The following is a 12,919-nucleotide window of genomic DNA, read 5'->3' on the forward strand; positions in this document are numbered from 1 at the left end:
TCGTTTCCGCAGGCAGAAACCTCGTACGGCCGGGCCGCAGGCCGTCATGACAGCGATGGAGTACGAAGGACGATGAGCGAGACCACCCCCGCCGCAGAGGCGGCCGCGCCCCACCGCTACACGGCCGCGCTGGCCGCCGACATCGAGAGCCGCTGGCAGGACTTCTGGGACGAGAACCAGACCTTCGCCGCGCCCAACCCCACCGGCGACCTGGCCGGGAACGGCGAGCTGGCCAAGCCCAAGAAGTTCATCATGGACATGTTCCCGTACCCCTCGGGTGCGGGACTGCACGTCGGCCACCCCCTGGGCTACATCGCCACCGACGTCTTCGCCCGCTTCCAGCGCATGACCGGCCACAACGTGCTGCACACCCTGGGCTTCGACGCCTTCGGCCTGCCCGCCGAGCAGCACGCCGTGGCGACCGGCGAGCACCCCCGGGTCACCACCGAGGCCGCCATGAACAACATGCGGTCGCAGCTGCGCCGGCTGGGCCTGGGCCACGACAAGCGCCGCTCGTTCGCGACGATCGACCCGGACTACTACCGCTGGACCCAGTGGATCTTCCTGCAGATCTTCAACTCCTGGTACGACGAGGAGGCCGACCGCGCCCGCCCGATCGCCGAGCTGATCGAGCAGTTCGAGAAGGGTGAGCGGGAGACGCCCGGGGGAGGGCCGGCTTGGGCCGAGCTGAGCCCCGTCGAGCGCGACGCCGTCCTGGGCGAGTACCGCCTGGCGTACGCCTCGGAGTCCCCGGTCAACTGGTGCCCCGGCCTGGGCACCGTGCTGGCCAACGAGGAGGTCACCGCCGACGGCCGCTCCGAGCGCGGCAACTTCCCCGTCTTCAAGGCCAAGCTGCGCCAGTGGATGATGCGCATCACCGCCTACGCGGACCGCCTGCTGGCCGACCTGGACGCGCTGGACTGGCCCGAGGCGATCAAGCTGCAGCAGCGGAACTGGATCGGCCGGTCCGAGGGCGCCAAGGTCGACTTCGCCGTCGAGGGCCACGGAGCCACGCCGATCACCGTCTTCACCACCCGGCCCGACACCCTGTTCGGCGCCACCTACATGGTGCTGGCCCCCGAGCACCCGCTGGTCGACATCGTGGTGCCCGCCGCGTGGCCCGAGGGCACGAAGGACGCCTGGACCGGTGGCGCGGACACCCCGGCGGAGGCCGTCGCGGCGTACCGCAAGCAGGCCCAGTCCAAGTCGGACGTCGAGCGGCAGACCGAGGGCAAGAACAAGACCGGCGTCTTCAGCGGCGCCTACGCCGTCAACCCGCTGACCGGTGCCCGCATCCCGGTCTTCGTCGCCGACTACGTCCTGATGGGCTACGGCACCGGCGCGATCATGGCCGTCCCCGGCCAGGACGAGCGCGACTGGGAGTTCGCCACCGTCTTCGACCTGCCCATCGTCCGCACGGTCCGGCCCCCGGAGGGCTGGGAGGGCGAGGCGTTCACCGGCCAGGGTCCGGCGATCAACTCCGCCAACGCGGAGATCGACCTGAACGGCCTGGAGGTCACCGAGGCCAAGCGCAAGGTCATCGACCACCTGGAGCAGCGCGGCATCGGCCAGGGCACCGTCAACTACCGGCTGCGCGACTGGCTGTTCAGCCGTCAGCGCTACTGGGGCGAGCCCTTCCCGATCGTCTACGACGAGGACGGCGTCGCCCACTCCCTGCCCGACTCGATGCTGCCGCTGGAGCTGCCCGAGGTCGAGGACTACTCGCCGCGCACCTTCGACGCGGACGACGCCGACACCGTGCCGGAGACCCCGCTGTCCCGCAACCAGGAATGGGTCGACGTCGACCTGGACCTGGGTGACGGCCGGGGTGTGCGCCGCTACCGCCGTGAGACCAACACCATGCCCAACTGGGCGGGTTCGTGCTGGTACGAGCTGCGCTACCTGGACCCGCACAACGCCGGGCAGCTGGTCGACCCCGAGATCGAGCAGTACTGGATGGGTCCGCGCGAGGGGCAGCCGCACGGCGGCGTCGACCTGTACGTCGGCGGCGCCGAGCACGCCGTGCTGCACCTGCTGTACGCGCGCTTCTGGTCCAAGGTGCTGTTCGACCTGGGCCACGTCTCGTCGGTGGAGCCGTTCCACAAGCTGTTCAACCAGGGCATGATCCAGGCGTACGTCTATCGTGACAGCCGCGGCTTCCCGGTCCCGGCCGCCGAGGTCGAGGAGGTCGACGGCGAGTACCGGTACGGCGGCGAGCAGGTCAAGCGCGAGCTGGGCAAGATGGGCAAGTCCCTGAAGAACGCCGTCACCCCGGACGAGATCGCCGCCGAGTACGGCGCCGACACCCTGCGCCTGTACGAGATGGCGATGGGCCCGCTGGACGTCTCCCGGCCGTGGGACACCCGCGCCGTCGTCGGCCAGTACCGGCTGCTGCAGCGCCTGTGGCGCAACGTCGTCGACGAGGCGACGGGCGAGGTGACGGTGACCGGCGCCGAGCCGGACGCGGACACCCTGCGCGCCCTGCACAAGGCGATCGACGGCGTCCGCCAGGACCTGGAGGGCCTGCGCTTCAACACCGCCATCGCCAAGATCACCGAGCTGAACAACCACCTGACCAAGGCGGGCGGCCCCCTGCCGCGCTCGATCGCCGAGCCCCTGGTGCTGCTGATCGCGCCGCTGGCCCCGCACATCGCCGAGGAGCTGTGGCGGCGGCTGGGGCACGACGGGTCCCTGGCGCACGAGGACCTGCCGGTCGCCGACCCGGCCTACGTGGTGGACGAGACCGTCACCTGCGTCGTCCAGGTCAAGGGCAAGATCAAGGCCCGGCTGGAGGTCCCGCCGGCGATCTCCGACGCCGACCTGGAGGTCCAGGCCCTGGCCGACCCGGCGGTCGTCGAGGCCCTGGGCGGCGCGGCCGTGCGCAAGGTGATCGTCCGGGCACCGAAGCTGGTCAACATCGTCACGGGCTGACGCGCGGGTCAGGGGCGGTGGCGCCGGGTCGCGGGATCCGGGGACCCGGTCCCGATCCCGGTCCCGGGCCCGCTCCCGGTCCTCCGGCTTCGCCGTGGATCTCAGGGGCGGATGAGGGTTTCCCCGGAACCCTCGTCCGCCCCCGGCCGTTTACGGTGGGCATACCGCCGATCGAGCAGATCGGGCCGACCGGGCAAAGGAGCCGCCGTGGATGTCGCCGTCGCCCTGATCCTGCTGCTCTTCGCCTCCTTCCTCGCCCTCGGCATCGTCGCCACGGTCAGGACGGCCCGGGCGGTACGTCGCGGTGTGGAGCGTACGAGCGTCGAGGCCCGGCGCGTCGTGGAGGAGACCGGACTCAAGGCCCGGCGCTACACCCAGCCCGGCCCCGCAGGGAAGCTCGCCGAACTCCGCCTCGCGCTGCGCACCTCGGTCACCAGCACCGGGCAGGCACTGGAGGCGCGGGCCGCGGACGACACCGGGCTCAGCGAGGCCGTGGCGCTCTTCCGGCGGCTGCGCGGACACGCCACCGAGCTCGACGCCGAACTGAAGCTCCTGGAGCGCGAGCCCGACCGCGCCCGCATCTCCGCGCGCCTGGGCGAACTGGAGGAGCGCACCCGCCGCATCACCCACTCCGCCGACTCGCTGCGCTGGGCCGCCCAGGACCGCGCCCGGCGTTTCGCCGACGACGACCTCGCTGCGCTGGGGCGCGACATCGACCTGGAGGCGGGTGCCCTGCGGCACTGGGCGCCCGCGAGCCTGCCCGAGCCGGGCCCCGGGGCCTCCGCGTCCGCGGAGCGTCCGCCGAAGGCGCTGTGAGCGCGGACGCGCCGGGCAGGGCGGCTCGGCCCGCGTGCGCCGGGATCCACACTCGCGTTCACCTCAGCGGGGCCGTACTGTTGCCGGGCCTTCGGCGCGGGTAACCTCCCGCACATGTCGTCCCATGTCGCTATCGTCACCGATTCCACGGCCTACCTGCCGCAGGAGGCCCTGACCCGGCACCGGATCACCGTGGTCCCACTGGCGGTGGTCATCGGCGACGAAGCGCTGGAAGAAGGTACCGAGGTCTCGGCCCCCGCCGTCGCCCGCGCCCTGCTGCGCCGCAAGCCCGTCACCACGTCCCGGCCCAGCCCTGAGGAGTTCGCCGCCGCCTATCGTGCGGCGGCGGAGGCCGGCGCCACCGAGATCGTCTCCCTCCATCTGTCCGCCGAGTTCTCCGGGACGTACGACGCCGCCCGCCTCGCGGCGGGGAGCGCGCCGGTGCCGGTGCGGGTGGTGGACACCGCGATGGTCGCGATGGCCCTCGGCTTCCCCGTCCTCAGCGCCGCCGAGGCCGCGGAGTCGGGCGGCAGCTCCGACGAGATCGTCGCCGCGGCGGAGAAGCGCGCGTCGGACACGTCGGCGTACTTCTACGTCGACACCCTGGACTACCTGCGGCGCGGTGGCCGCATCGGGGCCGCCCAGGCACTGCTGGGCTCGGCACTCGCGGTGAAGCCGCTGCTGCAACTGGACGAGGGCCGGATCCAGCTGATGGAGAAGGTGCGGACGGCGTCCAGGGCACTCACCCGCCTGGAGGAGATCGTCGTCGAACGCGCCGGCTCCCGGCCCGTCGACATCGCCGTGCACCATCTCGCTGCCGCCGACCGGGCCTCCGGGCTCGCGGAGCGCCTCCGCAACCGGCTCCCCGCCCTGCGCACCCTCGTCCTCAGCGAGGTCGGCGCGGTGATCGGGGCCCACACGGGTCCGGGGTTGCTGGGGGCGGTGGTCTCGCCCGTGTGAAGGGGTGAGGCCGGCGAGGGGGGCTGAAGGGGAGGCGCGCGGACGCTTCCTGGCGCCCCATGTCCCCGTGAGTGACACCTCCGGGTGACGGAGTTATCCACAACGGCGTGGTTGTCCACAGGAATTGAGCAAGATCATCTCTGGGGCGGCGCGGAAACTACCGTCGCGGACATGGGACCGATCACCGCAACCAGCCGCCGTCACCGGCACGTTCACGCAGCGTCCGCCCGCGACCGCGCAGCCTCCGTCCGCGACCGCGCCACCGCGCTCTTCGACCCGCCGCCAGGGCACCCGCCCGCCGTACTGAACGGACCCGCGTCGCGGGGTGCTTCCGCTGACGCTGACGCACATGTGGATACGGGTGGGGGGTCCCGTGCGCCCGATGCCGTCAGGGGAGGCGGTGCGCCACCGCGGGAGGCGGCTGCCCGGCACGGTCCGCCGGGAGCGGAGGGACGGCGCGGTGCGGCCTGGCGTCTCGCCCTGACCGATCGACTGCCTGTGTGGTTCTCCCTGCGGTGCGGGATGGAGCCGAAGACCGCGGCCGCGCTGGCCGTCGTGCTGGTCGTCTCGATCGGATTCGCGGCGCACCACTTCTGGACGGGCAGGCCGCGGACCGTCGCGGTGCCCCCGGCCGTCGCCACGTTCCCCGCGGCCGCGCCCGCTCCCGCGCCCACCGGCTCCCGCACCCCGCGCCCCGAGCCGGGCCCGCGGGCAGCCCTGGTCGTCGATGTCGCGGGCAAGGTGCGGCGCCCGGGCCTGCGGCGGCTGCCGACCGGGTCGCGGGTCGCGGACGCGCTGGAGGCGGCCGGGGGAGCGCTGCCCGGAGCGGACACCAGCGCCCTGAACCTCGCCCGCAGGCTGGCCGACGGTGAGCAGATCCTCGTCGGCCGCCCCGGCGCGCCCGGCATGCCCGCTCTCGCGGCACCGGGCGGCGCGCCCGCCCCGCCCGCCGCCGTGAGTCTGAACGGCGCCACCGCCGATCAGCTGGACACCCTCCCCGGTGTCGGCCCGGTGCTGGCACGGCACATCCTGGAGTACCGCGCCCAGCACGGCGGCTTCACCTCCGTCGACCAGCTCCGGGACGTCAACGGCATCGGGGACCGCCGCTTCGCCGACCTCAAACCGCTGGTCACGCCGTGAGCACCCGCCGTCCCGCGGTGCACGCGGACGCGGCCTCGCCCCGGGGCGCGTCCCATCCGCGCCAAGAGGGCCCGGCGGACCTGCGGTTGCTGGTCCCAGCACTCGCCGCGTGGCTCGCCGCGGGGGTCGCGCTCGCCGCACCCGGGGGAGTGATGACCGGGGTCTGTGCCGCCGGCGCCCTCGCGGGGTCGGGCATGCTCCTGGCGCCCCGCCTGCTGCGGCGGAGTCTGCCAGTGGCCACGGTCACGGCAGTGGCGGCCGCGCTGCTCTGCGCCACTGCCTCTGCCGCCGTCGCGGCCCTGCACGCCGCCGACCTCCACCGGGGCCCACTGCCCGGCCTGGCCGCCCAACACGCCCACGCCCGCGTCGAGATCGCCCTCACCGCGGACCCCCGCACGATCCGGCCCCATGTGCGCGGCGCGGCCCGCGCGCCGGCCGCCGTGCTGCTCGAGGCCGAGGCGGTACGCGTCACCGCGCGCGGCAGGACGACGGCCGTGCGCACGCCCGTCCTGCTCGTCGCCCGGCAACCGGTCGCCCCCTGGCTGTCGTTGCTCCCCTCGACACGGCTCGTCGTGGAAGCCCGGCTGGCCCCGCCGGCCCACCCGGGCGACCGAGTCGCCGCGGTGCTGTCCGTACGCGGTCCACCGCGCGCCGTCGGCCCGCCATCGGCCGTCCAGCGCTTCGCCGGCGGCCTCCGCGCGGGCCTGCGCGCCGCCTCCGAGGATCTCGCGCCGGACGCCCGCGCCCTGCTGCCCGGTCTCGTGGTGGGTGACACCACGCGGATCGGCCCGGAGCTGCACGACGCCTTCGAAGCCACCGACCTGACCCACCTCACCGCCGTGAGCGGGTCGAACCTCTCCCTCGTCCTGGTCCTGCTCATCGGGCCGCCCGGCATCGCGCTGCGCGCCGAACGCCGGGGCCTGGCCCCGCGACTGGCCCTCCCGCTGCACGCCACCGCGGTACTCGGCGGTCTGCTCACCATCGCGTTCGTCGTGGTGTGCCGCCCGGACCCCAGCGTGCTGCGCGCGGCGGTCTGCGGTCTGATCACCCTGCTGGCCATCGGCACCGGTCGGCGCCGCTCACTCCTGCCGGCCCTGTGCGCGGCCGTCCTGCTGCTCCTCCTCTACGACCCCTGGCTCGCCCGCTCGTACGGCTTCGCCCTGTCCGTACTGGCCACCGGTGCCCTGCTGACCCTCGCCCCGCGGTGGAGCGAGGCCCTGTGCCGGCGACGGGTCCCGCGCCGCCTTGCCGAGGTCCTGGCGGCCTCCGCAGCCGCCCAGGCCGTCTGTGCGCCGCTGATCGCCGTGCTCGCCGCCCATGTCAGCCTCGTCGCGGTCCCGTGCAACCTGCTGGCCGAACTCGCCGTCGGTCCCGCCACCGTGCTCGGCTTCGCCGCGCTCGCTGCCGCGCCGCAGGTCATGCCCGTCGCCAAGGCCCTGGCGTGGCTGGCCGGACTGCCCACCGGCTGGATCGCCGCCGTCGCCCGGCACGGTGCCGCCCTCCCCGGCGCCACTGTGGACTGGCCCGGCACCTGGTCGGGCGCTGTCCTGCTCGCGGCGGTTGTGGCGATCGTCGTCGCCGCGGGCCGCCGTCTGCTGCGCCGGCCCTGGCTGTGCGCGGCCGCCGTGCTGCTGATCGCGCTGGCCGTCGTCCGGCCCGTCCCGCTGCCCCGGGCCGTGACGGGATGGCCGCCGCCCGACTGGCGCATGGTCGCCTGCGACGTCGGTCAGGGCGACGCCTTGGTGCTCTCGGCGGGCGGACAGGGCACCGCAGTGGTCGTCGACACCGGCCCCGAACCCCGGCTCGTCGACCGCTGCCTGCGGTCGCTGCGCATCCGGGCCGTCCCGCTGCTCGTCCTGACCCACTTCCACGCCGACCACGTCGACGGCCTGCCCGGAGTCCTGCGCGGACGCGCCGTGGGCGCCGTCGAGACGACCACTCTCGACGAGCCCGCGGACCAGGCGGCCTTCGTGCGGGCCCAGGCGGCCGCGGCCCGCGTCCCCGTGATCCGCGCCGTCACGGGAGAGCACCGGCGCCTCGGCCCGCTCGACTGGCGTGTGCTGTGGCCCCCGCCCACGCCCGCCGCCCTCCCCGTCACCGACGACGCCAATCCGAACGACGCCAGCGTCACCCTCCTTGTACGCGTCGCCGGGCTCACCGTGCTCCTGCTCGGCGACCTCGAACCCGACGCCCAGCGGGCACTGCTCACCGCCGTGCCCGACCTGGGCCGCATCGACGTGCTGAAAGTCGCCCATCACGGCTCGGCCTACCAGGACCCCGCCCTGCTCGCGCGTCTGCGGCCCCGGCTCGCCCTCATCAGCTGCGGCAGCGACAACCCCTACGGCCACCCCTCACCGCGCACGATCAAAGCCCTGCGGGCCCAGGGCACCACCGTCCTGCGCACCGACACCGATGGCCCCATCGCCGTCCTCGGCGATACCGGCCACCTCCGCGCCGCCCCCATGGGACATTCGCCGTGACCGGTGGCGCACCGCCCGTCCCCTGGCCCGGAGCGCGTGGCGGACGGCGATGTACGGCGGCCTCAGGCCGTGTCGAGGCCCAGTTCCTCCTCCGGCACGGAGATCACCCAGCGGGTGCTCTGCCGCGGCCGCAGGTGGAACCACCAGTAGGCGAGCGAGGCCGCCACGATCGCGCCCGTGATCACCAGATCCTGCGTGGTCTGCTGGGCCAGCACGTAGGCCAGTACGGCCGTCTTCAGAGAGCGAAATCCGTAGCTCAACACCCCTCACTCCAACGTAAAACCACTGTGCCGCAGGCAATTGAATGCGTTTCCCGGCCCCGTCAGTGCGAAATCACCACGCTGCGCTTTCCGTTGACCCCAGACCGGCCGCCTCGCGGACTCTGGTGTTCGTGACGCTGTCTCGCCAAGCTGACGCCATGCACGCATCCCAGGCCGACGCCTACCTCCGCCGCATCGGCGCCTCGCGCCCCGCCCGCCCCGACGCCGAAGCGCTGCGCGAACTCCATCTGCGTCACCTGGTGGCCGTCCCGTTCGAGAACCTCTCCCTCCACCTCGGCGAGCCCGTCACCCTCGACCCCGACGCCCTGCACGACAAGATCGTCACAGCCCGGCGCGGCGGCTACTGCTACGAACTCAACGGCGCGTTCGCCGCGCTCCTGACCACCCTCGGCTACGAGGTCGACCTCCTTGCCTGCCGCTCCATCGGCCCCGACGGACTCGGCATCCCCTTCGACCACCTCGCCCTGCGCGTCCGCACCGCCGACGGGGCGGTCCTCCTCGCCGACGTCGGTTTCGGCCGCCACGCCCACCTCCCCCTCCTCCTCACCTTGGACACCGACCAGTCCGACCCCGGCGGCGTCTTCCGCATCAGCCCCGCCCCCCGCGGCGACCTCGACGTCTTCCACGACGGAACCCCGGCCTACCGCCTCGACCCGCGCCCCCGCGACCTCGCCGACTTCGAGGTCGGCTCCTGGTACCAGCAGACGTCCCCCCGCTCCCACTTCACCCGGTCCCTGGTCTGCTCACGCCTCACCGACGACGGCGGCCGCCTCAGCCTGGCCGGCCGTACCCTCATCACCACCGCCCCCGACGGCACGCGCCACGAGGTCCCCCTCGACACGGACACCGAGGTCCTGGAGGCCTACCGGGACGGCTTCGGCCTGGCGCTCGACCGCGTCCCGCGGCTGCGCGGCCCGCTCGGGCTCACGGAACCACTGCCGTCGCCGTGATCTCCACCAACTGCCCTGTGTAGCCGAGGCAGGCCACACCGAGCAGGGTGGAGGTGTGGGGGCCCTCGGTGAGGCCGCTGGCCCGGACGACGTCCCAGACGCGGGCGAGGTCGGCGGGGTCGTGGGCGACCACGTACACGGTGGTGGCGACGACGTGGGGGAGGCCGCTGCCGACCGCGTGGAGGGCCTCGCCGAGGTTCGCGAGGACCTGGTGGGTCTGCGCGACGGGGTCGCCGGGGCCGACGAGGCGGCCGTCGGCGTCGAGGGGTACGGAGCCGGCCATGAAGGCGAGGCGGGCGCCGGCCTCGACAACGGCGGCGTGGGCGTAGTCGGGCGGTGGGAAGAGGGACGGGACGATCGCGTGGTGGGTCATTCCGGCAGCCTGCGGGGGCTCGGGGTGCGTGTCACCCGGTTTTCGGCGTGCGCCGGGCCGCGAGCACCCCGTCCGCCTCGGCCGCGATCCGCTGCCGGGCCTCCCGGCGTAGGACGCCGGAGGCCCGCAGGGCGTCGTGGCCGCTGTCGCCGTGGCGTACGGACGCGCGGACGGCGGCGGTGACGGCCCCCTCGTCCAGCGTGGGGCCCGCGACTCGCGGCGGTACGGCCCATGCGGCCGCTGCCCCGCCGGGTGGCGTGCGTGGCGAGGGCGGCGGCACGCGAGGGCGGGCAGGACGGGGACAGGCGCAGGACCTCGGCGGTGAGGACGCCGGTGACGCGGGCGGCGTCGGCCTCGGGGCGACGCGCATCGCGGGACCGGCGGGCGGTTCGCGCGGCGGCGTCGGCGAGACACTGCCGCTCGGCTCGCGCGAGGGCGGCGGAGTCGACGAACAGCCCCTGGCGCTCCCAGCGGTTGCGGCGCCGGTTGAGCCGGATGGCGACGGCCGAGACCGGGACGGCTGCCTGGGCCCGCCGGGTCAACGCCGTGTCGCCGCGGGGGAGGAGGGCGAGGTGGCCGAGGAGGACGAGGTGGCCGAGATCGGCGCACGGCAGACACAACGGGCGCCCCGCCTCCAGGACGTGGTACGCGGGCGGTCCCTGCTGGCACGCCGAACACCGGCGCCGCCTGAGGGGTTTGCCGACCAGGATCTCGGCGGTGCCGCCGCGTCGCGCCGTGTCCACCGCACCAGTGCGCGAAGCCGGTCGGTCCGAGAAGTGCAACCGCCGTGTCACGGGATGCCCATGGGTGCGTATCAGCAGGCATGAGGGGCGCGGAGGCGTGGCAGGTTGACTCCATGACCATCATCGGCTGGATCGTGCTGGGCCTGCTGGCAGGCGCAATTGCCAAGATACTGCTGCCCGGCAGGGACCCGGGCGGCCTGATCGGAACGACGCTCATCGGCATCGCGGGCGCCGTCGTCGGCGGCTGGATCTCGGCGAAGTTCCTGCACCACCCCATTACCAAGGACTTCTACGACCTGCCCACCTGGGGAGCCGCGATCGGCGGCGCCCTGGTGCTGCTGATCATCTACCGCGTCCTGTTCGGCGACTCCCGCTCCCGGTCCCGCTGAGCGGGAGCCGCCGCGCACTGCTCCAGGACTACTCCTCTTCCTCCAGCCAGCCCTCGAACTCCTCCGCCAGCGTGTTCAGCGCGGCGGGATCCAGTTCACCGTCCTCGTCGTTGACGACGACGAGCCATTGGGCGTCCTCGGCGTCGTCCTCTCCTGCGAGGGCGTCGCGGACGATCTGGGGTCGGGCGGAAAGGTCGAAGCGCTCGGAGGCTTCGTCGGCGGCGTCCTCCGCGGAGTCGCGGTCGGGCAGTACGAGGACATGTCTGACGTCATTCACCGGGACATTGTGTCGGACCCGCGTGGGATGCTGGACGGCGATGCCCAGGAACAGTACGACAGACAGTCCGCTCGCCCCCGTCACGATCGCTGTGGGGCAGGAGGACCTGCTTCTCGACCGTGCGGTGCGGGAGGTCGTGCTCGCCGCGCGGGCGGCAGACGCCGACACCGATGTGCGCGATCTCACCCCCGACGCGGTGCAGCCGGGCACCCTCGCGGAGTTGACCAGCCCGTCGCTGTTCGCGGAGCGCAAGGTCGTGGTCGTCCGCAACGCGCAGGACCTGTCGGCGGACACGATCAAGGACGTGAAGGCCTACCTGGGGGCCCCCGTCGAGGAGATCACCCTCGTCCTGCTGCACGCGGGCGGCGCCAAGGGCAAGGGCCTGCTGGACGCGGCCCGCAAGGCGGGGGCCCGCGAGGTCGCGTGCCCGAAGATGACCAAGCCGGCCGACCGGCTGGCCTTCGTGCGCGGGGAGTTCCGCACACTGGGCCGGTCCGCGACTCCCGAGGCCTGTCAGGCGCTCGTGGACGCCCTGGGCAGCGATCTGCGTGAGCTGGCGAGCGCCTGCACCCAGCTCGCCGCCGACGTGGAGGGCGCGATCGACACGGCCGTCGTCGCCCGCTACTACACCGGTCGCGCCGAGGCCACCGGCTTTGAGGTCGCGGACCTGGCGGTCACCGGCCGTACGGCCGAGGCGCTGGAACGGCTGCGCTGGGCCATCGCGGTCGGCCAGCCACTGCCGGGTATCACCTTCGCGCTGGCGTCCGGCGTCCGGGCCATCGGCAAGCTCGCCTCCGCCCCGCGCAATGCCCGGCCGGCGGATCTCGCCCGTGAGCTGGGCATGCCGCCGTGGAAGATCGACCGGGTGCGCCAGCAGATGCGCGGCTGGTCCGGGGACGGCGTCTCCACGGCGCTGCGCGCGGTCGCCGAGGCCGACGCCGCGGTCAAGGGCGGCGGCGCCGACCCGGCCTACGCCCTGGAGAAGGCCGTCGTGTCCATCGGGCGCGCCTCACGCGCCCGCTGATCCACCTGCCGCCCCCGCGGGACACGCCGAAGGGCCCCGTACCGGGGAGGTACGAGGCCCTTCAAGGACCGCACCCGCGTGGCGAACGCAGGCCGCGTGCGGCCGGAAAACCAGGGTTGCCGGCGGTGGAGCGGGTGAGAGGGACCGCTGTGCCCGTCACCGGCGGGGTGCTGCTGGGTACTGCTGTGTACCGCTGGGTGCTGCTGACGAGAAGGCTCAGGCCTGGAGCGCGGCGACCTTGACGGCCATCGCGGACTTCTTGTTGGCGGCCTGGTTCTTGTGGATGACGCCCTTGCTCACGGCCTTGTCGAGCTTCTTGCCGGCGAGGCGCGCGGCCTCGGTGGCCTTCTCGACGTCACCGGCGGCCACGGCCTCACGGGTGCGGCGGATGGCGGTCTTGAGCTCGGACTTGACGGCCTTGTTGCGCAGGCGCGCCTTCTCGTTGGTCTTGTTGCGCTTGATCTGGGACTTGATGTTCGCCACGAAAGAGCCTTCTCAGGTGTGATCTGATGGGGTTCGCGCCTCGGGTAGAGGGCACGAAGCGCGACTGCCCAG

13 protein-coding genes are annotated in these 12,919 nt (G+C 73.6%); 8 read left to right on the forward strand and 5 right to left on the reverse strand.

What is annotated here, in order from left to right; translation table 11 throughout:
* Positions 1 to 72 precede the first annotated feature (72 nt).
* The 5 genes from leuS (at position 73) to RV983_RS24280 (ending at position 8,327) form a co-directional block, all read left to right on the forward strand.
* Positions 73 to 2,931: a leucine--tRNA ligase gene (gene leuS / locus RV983_RS24260; RefSeq protein ID WP_475987835.1), complete on the forward strand. Its 2,859-nt coding sequence runs from the start codon at positions 73 to 75 to the stop codon at positions 2,929 to 2,931.
* 207 nt (positions 2,932 to 3,138) lie between these two features.
* Positions 3,139 to 3,747, forward strand: coding sequence for a hypothetical protein (locus RV983_RS24265; RefSeq protein WP_475987836.1), 609 nt, complete (start codon positions 3,139 to 3,141; stop codon positions 3,745 to 3,747).
* 114 nt (positions 3,748 to 3,861) lie between these two features.
* Positions 3,862 to 4,707 carry a DegV family protein gene (locus tag RV983_RS24270; protein ID WP_475987837.1) on the forward strand — a complete coding sequence of 282 codons (846 nt, stop codon included), beginning with the start codon at positions 3,862 to 3,864 and terminating at the stop codon, positions 4,705 to 4,707.
* Between the two features lie 522 nt (positions 4,708 to 5,229).
* Positions 5,230 to 5,847 (forward strand): ComEA family DNA-binding protein, encoded by a 618-nt coding sequence (locus tag RV983_RS24275; protein WP_475987838.1) that lies wholly within the window; start codon positions 5,230 to 5,232, stop codon positions 5,845 to 5,847.
* Positions 5,844 to 8,327, forward strand: a complete 2,484-nt coding sequence (locus RV983_RS24280) for a ComEC/Rec2 family competence protein (RefSeq protein WP_475987839.1) — start codon at positions 5,844 to 5,846, stop codon at positions 8,325 to 8,327. The genes RV983_RS24275 and RV983_RS24280 overlap by 4 nt, the downstream gene beginning before the upstream one ends.
* A 62-nt stretch (positions 8,328 to 8,389) precedes the next feature.
* On the opposite strand, the gene RV983_RS24285 is transcribed toward RV983_RS24280, so the two are convergent.
* Positions 8,390 to 8,587 carry a hypothetical protein gene (locus RV983_RS24285; RefSeq protein WP_475987840.1) on the reverse strand — a complete coding sequence of 66 codons (198 nt, stop codon included), beginning with the start codon at positions 8,585 to 8,587 and terminating at the stop codon, positions 8,390 to 8,392.
* A gap of 158 nt (positions 8,588 to 8,745) precedes the next feature.
* Here RV983_RS24285 and RV983_RS24290 point away from each other — a divergent pair, with 158 nt between their 5' ends.
* A complete protein-coding gene (locus tag RV983_RS24290) occupies positions 8,746 to 9,558 on the forward strand; it encodes an arylamine N-acetyltransferase family protein (RefSeq protein ID WP_475987841.1) in 813 nt (270 codons plus the stop codon).
* Here RV983_RS24290 and RV983_RS24295 read toward each other — a convergent pair.
* Together RV983_RS24295 and RV983_RS24300 are read right to left on the reverse strand one after the other, a co-directional pair.
* Positions 9,533 to 9,931, reverse strand: a complete 399-nt coding sequence (locus tag RV983_RS24295; protein WP_475987842.1) for a RidA family protein — start codon at positions 9,929 to 9,931, stop codon at positions 9,533 to 9,535. The genes RV983_RS24290 and RV983_RS24295 overlap by 26 nt on opposite strands.
* Positions 9,932 to 9,962: 31 nt before the next feature.
* Positions 9,963 to 10,211, reverse strand: a complete 249-nt coding sequence (locus tag RV983_RS24300) for a DUF2293 domain-containing protein (RefSeq protein WP_475987843.1) — start codon at positions 10,209 to 10,211, stop codon at positions 9,963 to 9,965.
* Between the two features lie 576 nt (positions 10,212 to 10,787).
* Between RV983_RS24300 and RV983_RS24305 the strand changes: the two genes are divergently transcribed.
* A complete protein-coding gene (locus tag RV983_RS24305) occupies positions 10,788 to 11,063 on the forward strand; it encodes a GlsB/YeaQ/YmgE family stress response membrane protein (protein ID WP_475987844.1) in 276 nt (91 codons plus the stop codon).
* Positions 11,064 to 11,091: 28 nt separating this feature from the next.
* Here the strand turns inward: RV983_RS24305 and RV983_RS24310 are convergent, their stop codons facing one another.
* On the reverse strand, positions 11,092 to 11,340 hold the full coding sequence (locus RV983_RS24310) for a hypothetical protein (RefSeq protein WP_475987845.1): 249 nt from the start codon (positions 11,338 to 11,340) through the stop codon (positions 11,092 to 11,094).
* Between the two features lie 40 nt (positions 11,341 to 11,380).
* Here RV983_RS24310 and holA point away from each other — a divergent pair, with 40 nt between their 5' ends.
* Positions 11,381 to 12,364, forward strand: coding sequence for a DNA polymerase III subunit delta (gene holA / locus RV983_RS24315; protein ID WP_475987846.1), 984 nt, complete (start codon positions 11,381 to 11,383; stop codon positions 12,362 to 12,364).
* A gap of 216 nt (positions 12,365 to 12,580) precedes the next feature.
* Here holA and rpsT read toward each other — a convergent pair whose 3' ends face one another.
* Positions 12,581 to 12,847 carry a 30S ribosomal protein S20 gene (gene rpsT, locus RV983_RS24320; protein ID WP_475987847.1) on the reverse strand — a complete coding sequence of 89 codons (267 nt, stop codon included), beginning with the start codon at positions 12,845 to 12,847 and terminating at the stop codon, positions 12,581 to 12,583.
* Positions 12,848 to 12,919: the final 72 nt, after the last annotated feature.

The organism is Streptomyces sp. RLA123, from assembly GCF_056270165.1.

Bases quoted from the DNA above. Each gene is read 5' to 3' on its own strand.
- RV983_RS24305 (WP_475987844.1), top strand. From the start codon at position 10,788: ATGACCATCATCGGCTGGATCGTGCTGGGCCTGCTGGCAGGCGCAATT.
- RV983_RS24275 (WP_475987838.1), top strand. From the start codon at position 5,230: ATGGAGCCGAAGACCGCGGCCGCGCTGGCCGTCGTGCTGGTCGTCTCG.
- RV983_RS24270 (WP_475987837.1), top strand. From the start codon at position 3,862: ATGTCGTCCCATGTCGCTATCGTCACCGATTCCACGGCCTACCTGCCG.
- RV983_RS24295 (WP_475987842.1), bottom strand. From the start codon at position 9,931: ATGACCCACCACGCGATCGTCCCGTCCCTCTTCCCACCGCCCGACTAC.
- holA (WP_475987846.1), top strand. From the start codon at position 11,381: ATGCCCAGGAACAGTACGACAGACAGTCCGCTCGCCCCCGTCACGATC.
- RV983_RS24290 (WP_475987841.1), top strand. From the start codon at position 8,746: ATGCACGCATCCCAGGCCGACGCCTACCTCCGCCGCATCGGCGCCTCG.
- leuS (WP_475987835.1), top strand. From the start codon at position 73: ATGAGCGAGACCACCCCCGCCGCAGAGGCGGCCGCGCCCCACCGCTAC.